Annotated in this window: 6 protein-coding genes; 5 read left to right on the forward strand and 1 reads right to left on the reverse strand. The window is 64.7% G+C overall.

Annotated elements, in window-relative coordinates; all coding sequences use genetic code 11:
- Positions 1 to 179 precede the first annotated feature (179 nt).
- The gene (locus tag DXT59_RS30345; protein ID WP_116142202.1) at positions 180 to 1619 is read left to right on the forward strand and encodes a cache domain-containing protein; all 1440 of its coding nucleotides are present in this window, start codon (positions 180 to 182) and stop codon (positions 1617 to 1619) included.
- The gene (locus DXT59_RS30350) at positions 1616 to 2257 is read left to right on the forward strand and encodes a response regulator (RefSeq protein WP_116142204.1); all 642 of its coding nucleotides are present in this window, start codon (positions 1616 to 1618) and stop codon (positions 2255 to 2257) included. Before DXT59_RS30345 ends, DXT59_RS30350 begins: the two co-directional genes overlap by 4 nt.
- Positions 2258 to 2271: 14 nt before the next feature.
- On the opposite strand, the gene DXT59_RS30355 is transcribed toward DXT59_RS30350, so the two are convergent.
- Positions 2272 to 2868 carry an MlaC/ttg2D family ABC transporter substrate-binding protein gene (locus tag DXT59_RS30355; protein WP_116142206.1) on the reverse strand — a complete coding sequence of 199 codons (597 nt, stop codon included), beginning with the start codon at positions 2866 to 2868 and terminating at the stop codon, positions 2272 to 2274.
- A 175-nt stretch (positions 2869 to 3043) separates the two neighbouring features.
- Between DXT59_RS30355 and hpnN the strand changes: the two genes are divergently transcribed.
- Genes hpnN through DXT59_RS30370 form a run of 3 tightly spaced genes read left to right on the forward strand, consistent with a single transcriptional unit; the run spans position 3044 to position 7446 of the window.
- Positions 3044 to 5680, forward strand: a complete 2637-nt coding sequence (gene hpnN, locus DXT59_RS30360; protein ID WP_116142208.1) for a hopanoid transporter HpnN — start codon at positions 3044 to 3046, stop codon at positions 5678 to 5680.
- The gene (locus tag DXT59_RS30365) at positions 5673 to 6632 is read left to right on the forward strand and encodes an MlaA family lipoprotein (RefSeq protein WP_116142210.1); all 960 of its coding nucleotides are present in this window, start codon (positions 5673 to 5675) and stop codon (positions 6630 to 6632) included. The genes hpnN and DXT59_RS30365 overlap by 8 nt, the downstream gene beginning before the upstream one ends.
- Positions 6633 to 6654: 22 nt before the next feature.
- The gene (locus DXT59_RS30370; RefSeq protein WP_116142212.1) at positions 6655 to 7446 is read left to right on the forward strand and encodes a sulfite exporter TauE/SafE family protein; all 792 of its coding nucleotides are present in this window, start codon (positions 6655 to 6657) and stop codon (positions 7444 to 7446) included.
- The last annotated feature ends 298 nt before the right edge of the window (positions 7447 to 7744 follow it).

Genomic DNA, 7744 nt, shown 5'->3' on the forward strand with positions numbered 1-7744 from the left:
GCCGAGCGAAATGTCGAACGTCTCTAGACGCCGCCCGCTCATGGCCGTGTAGTATTGAGCCTCGCCTATCCCCTCACAAGCGAACAACTACGTACCGCCGCTACGTAGGACTACGTAGGAGTCCGTAACGACGGTGCCTGGTTGCCCGCCATCAGGTGTTTCGCTCATCCTTACCGGCGATGAAAATCAGGACCAAGATCTTCTTGCTGGCGATCGTCCCATTTCTCGTGGCGATCGCGGGCATCGGCATCGGCGTGCGCTTGCAGGCGGCCGCGCTGGCCGGCGCGCAGCGCCAAACGGTCGAAAGCGCCTATCTGTCGAGCAAACAAGCGGAACTGAAGCATTACGTCGAACTGGCGACGAGCGCCATCGCGCCGCTCTACGAGGCCGGCGGCAGCGCGCGCGAGGAGGCCGCGCATCGGCAAGCCGCGCTGGCCGTCTTGCAGCGCATGGATTTCGGTCCCGACGGCTATTTCTTCGTCTACGACCTGCAGGGCAACTCGCTGATGCATCCGCGCGAGCCCGATTTAGTCGGACACAATTGGTGGTCGCTTAGAGACCCTAACGGCTCGCTCACGATTCAGCAGTTGATCGCCGAAGCCCGTAAAGGCGGCGGCTATGTGCGCTACGTTTGGCACCGGCCGTCGACGAACCGGCTGGAGGCGAAGCTCGGCTACGTCGTGCCGCTCCCGCGCTGGGGCTGGATGATCGGCACGGGTATTTATCTCGACGGCGTCAAGGAAACGCTGGCCGGCATCGACGCCAGCGCGTCGGCCAATATCGCGCGCACGATGACGTGGATCGGCGCCATCGCGCTCATGGCCTTCGGCGTCATTACCGCGTGCGCCCTGTTCCTGAACGTATCCGAACATCGCAGCGCCGATGCAAAACTCAAGCGGCTCGCGCAGCAGGTGGTCGAATCGCAGGAGCACGAACGCGCGCGGCTCTCACGCGAATTGCACGACGGCATCAGTCAGATGATGGTATCGGTGAAACTGCTGCTCGAATCGGCGCTCGCTCGGCTCGAGCGCGCGGGTGATGGACAAGCACGCGTGCCGAGCGCCGAGGCGGCCCTCGGTACCGCCTTGGCGCGTCTATCGCACGCCCTACGCGAAGTGAGGCGCATCTCGCACGCCTTGCGCCCGTCGATGCTCGACGATTTGGGCCTGGCCGCCGCCCTGGAGCAACTGACGCGAGAACTGGGCGAGGAGACCGGCATCGAGCTGCGAGTCGAGACCGATGCCGCTTCGCGGCAGGCCGCACTGCCCGCCACGGTCAACACCGCGTTGTTCAGAATCGCGCAGGAAGCGTTGACGAACATCGTGCGGCACGCGCAAGCCTCGCATGCGACACTCGCTTTCGCCGTCAGCGCAACGGCGGTGACGCTTGCGATCGTCGACGACGGGCAAGGTTTCGACGTCGAACGCACGCAAGCCGACGCGCGCAACGGCATCGGCTTGCGTAACATGCGCGAACGGCTCGATGCGCTCGCCGGTACCCTAGAGATCGTCTCACAGCCCGGCCGGACCACCGTCAAGGCGACGGTGCCGCTGCCGCATCCCGTTTCGCCGCGCTTGGCCGAAGCCGCGCCACTCGCACAACCCGATCGTCCGCTATGAACGCCTTGCCGCCCCGCTCCGCCAACATCATCCTCGTCGACGACCATCCGCTCGTGCGCGACGGTTTGCGCTTGCGCTTGGAGGGTGTCCCCGGCCTAGTGGTAGCGGGAGAAGCCGGCAACGCCGAGGAAGCGCTCGCATTGGCCGAGCGGCTTTCGCCCGACCTCGCGTTGATGGACGTAGGGATGACCGGCATGAACGGCATCGCACTGGCCGGGGTGTTTCACGAACGCTTTCCGGCCGTGCGTGTGCTCATGTTATCGATGCACGACAATATCGAATACGTCATGCAGGCGGTACGAGCGGGCGCGAGCGGTTACGTGCTGAAGGATTCTCCGGCGACCGAAATCGTTCACGCGATCGCGGCGGTGCTCGGCAACCGCACCTACTTCAGCGCCGGTATCGCCAGCCGCATGATTCGTGCGAGCGCCCTGCAAACGCCGGCGGAACGTTTGACGCCGCGTGAAAGCGAAATCCTCGACGCGCTCGCGGAAGGGCTGTCGAGCAAGCAGATCGCCGAGCGCTACGGGCTCTCGGTGCGAACCGTGGAGACGCACCGTCTGAACGTCAAACGCAAACTCGAGATAGAAGGTCAGGCCGAACTGATCAAGTTCGCCGTGGAGCGGCGCCGGCGCTGACCGGCGCCTCGGCGTCACTCCGCACGCGCGTTATGGGCCGCCAGGAATTTGATGAGTCCGTCGATACCGCCCTGGCTCAGTTGGGCCTTGAACTGATTTTGATAGACCTGGATGAGCCAAGCGCCCGACATGTCGATGTCGTAGATTTTCCAGTCGTTGCCGACCTTGCCTAGCCGATAGCCCACCTGCTGGCTATCGCCCGGCGTCGTGACGGTCGACATCACGAGCGCGTCGTTGGCCGACGCTTGCTCCGGCTTGAACGCGAAGCGCGCGTCCTGCGTGCCCAATTGCGCGAGCGACGCCGCGTAGGTGCGCGTCATCAGGACTTTAAATTGCTTAGTCAACTCTTGCTGCTGTGCGGGAGTCGCTTGCTTCCAGGCGTCGCCCACGGCGATGCGGGCCGTGCGGTCGAAATTCGTAGCCGGCAAAAAGTGCGTCTGCACGATTTGCGCAATCTTCGCCATGTCGCCGCCGCGCGCAGCGCTGTCCTGCTTCATCGCATCGACGGTGCCGACGACCGCTTCTTTCACGACGTCGACGGGCGCCGTTTGGGCCCAGGCGGCGGCGCTCATCAGCGCCGCGGTAAAAAATGCGAAGAAATGACGTTTCATGGAATCTCGAGGTCAGTTGAGAACTGCCGGAAGTATACCGATGCCGGCCGGCTCCCGTTTCGACGCAAACCGCGGGCCCACGGTTCCGCGGCGGTTGCGCGCCGAACGGCGGCTCGCCCCCGTCCGCCGGTATACTTAGGCGTTTTGCCTTTCTAGCCCCGCTGCCGCCCAATACATGCTGACGCCCCTTATCGTCCGACTCGTCGCCTGGTCCGTGCGCAGACCGGTCCTCATCGTCGCGCTGGCCCTCGTGCTGGCCGCGGCGAGCGGCGTCTACACGGTACGGCATTTCAAGATCAATACCGACGTCAGCAAGCTCATCGAGAGCGATCCGCAGTGGTCGGCACTCGGCGATGCGATGGATCGCTCCTTTCCACAACGCGATGAAACGATCCTGGCCGTCGTCGAAGCGGGCGCCCCCGAAATGGCCGATGCCGCCGCCGATGCCCTGGCCGCCGCGCTATCGAGCCCCGCGCACCGCGGGCGAATAGGCGCCGTTTCGCAGCCCGCCGGCGGGCCGCTGTTCGAGCACGACGGCATGCTCTTCTTGTCGACGGAAAACGTCGGCAGCACGACCGCGCAGCTCACCCAAGCGCGTCCGCTCATCAATACGCTCGCTCACGATCCGAGTGTCACCGGGCTCGCCACCACGCTCTCGACGATGCTAGGCCTGCCGTTGCAGTCCGGCCAAGTGAAATTGCCCGCGATGGCGAACCTGCTGACGCACGCGGCCGATACGGTCGATGCGGTGCTGGCCGGCAAGCCGGCGGCGTTTTCTTGGCGGGCGCTCGTCGATACCGACGCTGCGCGCCAACCGGCGCACGCTTTCGTCACCGTCCAGCCCGTCGTCAACTACGCCGCGCTGCAAGCCGGCGCGCAGGCGTCCGACACGATCCGCGCAGTGGCCCGCGAGCTCGACCTGCAAAAGCGCTTCGGCGCCGTCGTGCGCTTGACCGGCGAGCAGCCGCTCGCCGATGAGGAATTCGCCTCGGTCCAAGACGGCGCCGTCGTGAACGGAATCGCCACGCTGATCGTCGTGCTGGCGATCCTCTGGCTGGCGCTGCGCTCGAAACGCATGATCCTCGCGGTGCTCGTCACGCTGGCCGTCGGCCTGCCGATCACCGCTGCGCTGGGGCTCCTGATCGTCGGCTCGCTGAACATGATTTCGGTCGCGTTCATGGTGCTGTTCATCGGGCTCGGCGCCGATTTCGCGATCCAATACGGCGTCAAATACCGGGAAGAGCGCCATCGCGACCCGCGGCTCGACCACGCCCTGGTGGGCGCCGCCCATTCGATGGGGATGCCGTTGACGCTCGCCGCCGCCGCCGTGGCGACGAGCTTCTTCTCGTTCCTGCCGACGGCCTACCGCGGCGTTTCCGAACTCGGCCTGATCGCGGGTATCGGGATGGTCATCGCTTACTTCAGCACGATGACGCTGTTGCCCGCCTTGCTGCGGCTGATGGCGCCGCCCGGCGAGGCGTCGCGCCCAGGGTTCCCGCGCCTCGCGCCGATCGACGATTTTCTGCAGGACCACCGCAAACCGATCCTGATCGGCACGCTGCTCGTCGTGCTCGGCGCCACGCCCTTGCTGCTGCATTTGCGGTTCGACTTCAATCCGTTGAATTTGAAGGATCCGACGACCGAATCGATGGCGACGCTGTTGTCGCTGAAAGACTCGCCCGAAGCGTCCATCAACGACGTGTCCGTGCTTGCGCCGTCGTTGGCGGCGGCCGATGCAACGGCTCAGCGCTTGGGCGCGCTGCCCGAAGTCGGGCGGGTGACCACGCTATCGACCTTCATTCCGCCCGATCAGCCCCAAAAGCTCTCGCTGATTGCGCAAGCCGCGCAAACGCTGCTGCCGGCGCTGACGCAACCGAGCGCGCCGCCGGCCGCCGATGCGCAACGCGTCGCCGCGTTGAAACGCGCCTCGAACCAGCTTGCTTACGCCGCCCAGGACTACCCGGGCCCCGGCGCGAAAGAAGCGCAACGCCTCTCGGCCTCGCTGGCCAAGCTTGCCGCCGCCGATGCCGCCGCGCGCGACCGGGCCGAAGCGGCGTTTTCGACTTCGCTGCAGCTGGCCTTGCATCAGCTAACGACGCTGCTGCAGCCGTTCCCGCTCTCGCGTGAGACGCTGCCGCCCGCGCTCGTACGCGACTGGGTGGCCCCGGACGGGCGCGCGCTCGTCCAGATCTCGCCGCGCGTGCCGCCGGGCGTCGATTCGAACGACGACACCATGCTGCGGCGGTTCGCGCATGCCGTAAAGCAAGCCGAGCCCTCCGCGATCGGCGGTCCGATCTCGATCCTGCATTCGGCGAACACCATCATCAAGGCCTTCCTCCAGGCGGCCGGGTTGGCCGTGCTCTCGATCACCATACTGCTATGGATCACGCTGGGCCGCTTCGGCGACGTCCTGCGCACGATGATTCCGCTGCTCGTGTCGGCGCTCGTCACGCTCGAGCTTTGCGTCGTCTTCGGCATGCCGCTGAACTTCGCGAATATCATTGCGCTGCCGCTCATGCTCGGTGTCGGCGTCGCGTTCAAGGTGTACTTCGTCATGGCTTGGCGCGGCGGACAAACGAGTCTGCTGTCCTCGAGCCTCACCCATGCCGTATTGTTCAGCGCAGCCACGACCGCGACGGCGTTCGGCAGCCTATGGCTGTCGCACCACCCCGGTACCGCCAGCATGGGCCGGCTGCTTGCACTCGCGCTTTCGTGTACGCTCGTCGGCGCCGTCGTGTTCCAGCCCGTGCTGATGGGCAGACCGCGTACCGCACGAGCCAAGAAGAAAGAACTAGAAGGAATCGATGGATAAGAATTTGCGAACCTTAGCCGCGACGCTGACCGCCGCGACGCTGTTGGCCGGGTGCGCCAGCCCGGCCAATCGCACCCCCGGCGATCCGCTGGAGCCGATGAATCGCGCCGTCTTCAAGGTCAACGACGCGATCGACACGCACGTCGCCGTGCCGATCGCCAAGGGCTATCAAGCCGTCACGCCGCACCCGCTGCGCACCGCGATCAGCAACTTCTTCTCCAATTTGGGAGACCTGAACAACATCGCAAACGAGTTGCTTCAGTTGAAGATCACCGATGCGACCGAAGACCTGATTCGCTTTGCGATGAACACCACCTTCGGGATCGGCGGCCTCATCGATTTCGCCACGCCCGCGCGCTTGCCGAAGCACCATCAAGACTTCGGGCTCACGCTCGGCACATGGGGTATTCCTTCGGGCCCGTATCTCGTGTTGCCGATCTTCGGGCCCAGTTCGTTCCGCGACGGCGTGGGGATGGCGGTCGATACGCGCTTCAGCCCGATGATCTATGCCCCGGCCGACGCGCAAAAACCGCTGTGGGGCTTGCAGTTCGTCAGTGCTCGATCCGACATGCTGGGGGCGACGAATATCTTGGAACAAGCCGCGCTTGACAAATACTCGTTCGTGCGCGACGCCTACACGCAGCAACGCCGCGCGGCGCTCGGCGTCGATGCGTCGAAGCCGCCGGCGCTGCCCAATTACGGCGACGAGGACCAAAGCGCCGCGCCGGCGCCCGCGGGCCCAGCGAGCGACGCGGCACCCGCAACCGGTGCATCGGCCCCCGGTGCATCGGCCCCCGGTGCATCGGCCCCCGGTGCATCCGCACCGGAAGCCGCGCCTGCGGCGGCCTCCACGCCGGCTGCCGCGCAACCCGCCTCCGCGCCGGCCGTACCTACCGGAGCATCGACACCGGCTACGGCGACGCCGGTCCCCAAAGCCGCCGGCGACCAATAACAAGACAAGGCGGACTTCACCCATGCTTCACGCCGCATCGCACGGCATGCTCGCGCCGACGCTTCATGCGCTCGATGCTTATGCGCTCGCGGGCATCGTCGCCGCGCTGATCGTCGGCGGCCTCGTGAAAGGCATCGTCAGCATCGGCGTGCCGCTCGTCGCGATGCCGATCCTGAGCCAAATGATGCCCGTGAAGCAAGCGGTGCTGCTGCTATCGATGCCTGTGATCCTCGGCAATATTCCCCAAGCCTTGGAAGGCGGCGAGACTTTGGCCACCGCGCGGCGCATGGCCGGACCTCTGATCGGCACGATCATCGGCAACATCGTGGGCGTGTCGATTTTGATTTCGCTTGAACCGCATCACGCGCAGGCCGTGGCCGGGGCGCTCCTAGTCTTCGCCGCCGTGCTGCTGCTCGTCTCACCGCGCTTCACGCTGGCGCCCGCGTGGGTTCAGCCCGTCGGATTCGTGCTCGGCTTCGGCGCGGCTTTGATGGAAAGCATCGCGTCCATCCCCGGGCCCTTGCTCGCGATTTATCTGATTGCGACCGGCGCCCGCGGAAAAGCCTTTACCAAGCAGATGGCCATCATTCTCGTCGTCTCGATCGTGACGCTGCTGCTCGCGTTCAAGAGCGGCGCGCATGCGTCGAGCGGCGACTTGCTGATCTCCGCCGGCGCCAGCGTTCCAGTGATCGCCGGGATGCTGATCGCACGGCCGCTACGCGATAAGCTGCCGCCGCACGCTTTCCGAATCATCGTATTGCTGTTCGTGCTCGCGGCCGCGCTGCAAATGATCCGTAAAGCCATGGGGCTATAAAACGATCGGCACATAGCGGCCGCATCACTATACAACTCATTCTATTGGGAAGAATTACTGAATCGGGTGTCGATTGTTTTCGGTGCCCGTAATTTTTTCTTCCATCAATACCGAAGCTTCTGTTCAAGCCGTCGAATTCCCAGGAAGTATCTACGCAAAGCGTCGTTTTGCGGAAAACGTCTATCGATTTCGTCATCGAGGTCCATTAAAATGAGCTAAAGTCGAATGTGGTGTACGGGGGAGTTGAGGCGGGAAGTTGAAGGCGGTGGAGGTTTCAGCTGAGAATCTGATTGTCGAA

It is taken from the genome of Trinickia diaoshuihuensis (genome assembly GCF_003390925.1).
Taxonomy (GTDB): domain Bacteria; phylum Pseudomonadota; class Gammaproteobacteria; order Burkholderiales; family Burkholderiaceae; genus Trinickia; species Trinickia diaoshuihuensis.